Here is a 1314-nt window from a genome sequence, read left to right on the forward strand (position 1 = left end):
CCGACACCGCCACCGACGCCACGGTCAACCTGAGCACGTCGGATGTAACGGATCACGATGCCAACATCACCTTCACGGCGACCTTGAGCAATGCCTCGCAGGGCGTCACCACGGTCCACACCAACCAGGGCGACATCACCATCGCCGACGGCCAGACCGTTGGTACACTGGTGATCGCAACTCCCAACGCCTCCAGCCTGTCCGCGACCATCACCGACACCTCGGGCGGCAACTTCGAACACCTGGTGGTCGGCACCGGCACGGCGACGGCACAGATCATCGACGCAACCGCGCCAACCATTCTGATCGGTACGGACGACAGCGCCCTGAAAGTCGGCGATGTGGCGCACCTGACTTTCACCTTGAGCGAAGCGTCGATCAACTTTGGCAGCGGCGACGTTAACGTGACCGGTGGCACGCTGAGCAACTTTGCCGGCAGCGGCACCAGCTACACCGCCGACTTCACGCCGGCGGCCAGCAGCACCACAACCGCCACTGTGAACGTGGCGGGCGGCACCTTCACCGATGCGGCGGCTAACAACAACACTGCAGCCGCGCAACTAAGCATGACGGTGGACACCGTCGCACCGACGGTGACGATTACCGACGACGAGCCCGGGACAGCCAACATTGCGGGCGGCAACGTTGTCTATACCTTCCAGTTCAGCGAGGCGGTAACCGGCTTTGATGCCAGCGACATTACGCTCGCAAACGGCACCAAGGGCACGTTCACCGTAATCGATGCCGACACTTACACGCTGGCGGTGACACCGAGCGCGAGCTTTACAGGCACTATGACGGTCGATGTGGCGGCGTCAGCCGCGTTCGACCCAGCGGGCAATCCCAGTACGGCGGCCACCCAGTCCGTGCAAGCGGTCGACACCTCTGCGCCATCCGCACCGGTGATCACCGGCTTTACCACCGACAGCGGCACAGTGGGCGACCATATCACCAACGACACCTCACTGACGATCAACGGAACGGCGGAGGCCAACAGCACGGTCACGGTGTTCCAGAACGGCGTGTCGATCGGCACGGCGTTGGCCGATGGCAGCGGCAACTGGAGCAAAATTGATAGCAACGTTCTGGTGAACGGTACCTCTTATCAGTTCACGGCGACGGCAACCGACGCGGCGGCCAACACCAGCGGTCTGTCTTCTGCCTATGCGGCGACCATCGACACCTCTGCGCCATCCGCACCGGTGATCACCGGCTTTACCACCGACAGCGGCACAGTGGGCGACCACATCACCAACGACACCTCACTGACGATCAACGGAACGGCGGAGGCCAACAGCACGGTCACGGTGTTCC

1 protein-coding gene is annotated in these 1314 nt (G+C 62.9%); it reads left to right on the forward strand.

Annotated features, from left to right (window positions below; translation table 11 throughout):
- Positions 1 to 1314, forward strand: a 1314-nt coding sequence (locus tag M653_RS1000000137495) for an Ig-like domain-containing protein (protein ID WP_032936604.1), incomplete at both ends; no start/stop codon positions are given.

It is taken from the genome of Mesorhizobium sp. WSM3626 (assembly GCF_000513935.1).
Classification (GTDB): Bacteria; Pseudomonadota; Alphaproteobacteria; order Rhizobiales; family Rhizobiaceae; genus Mesorhizobium; species Mesorhizobium salmacidum.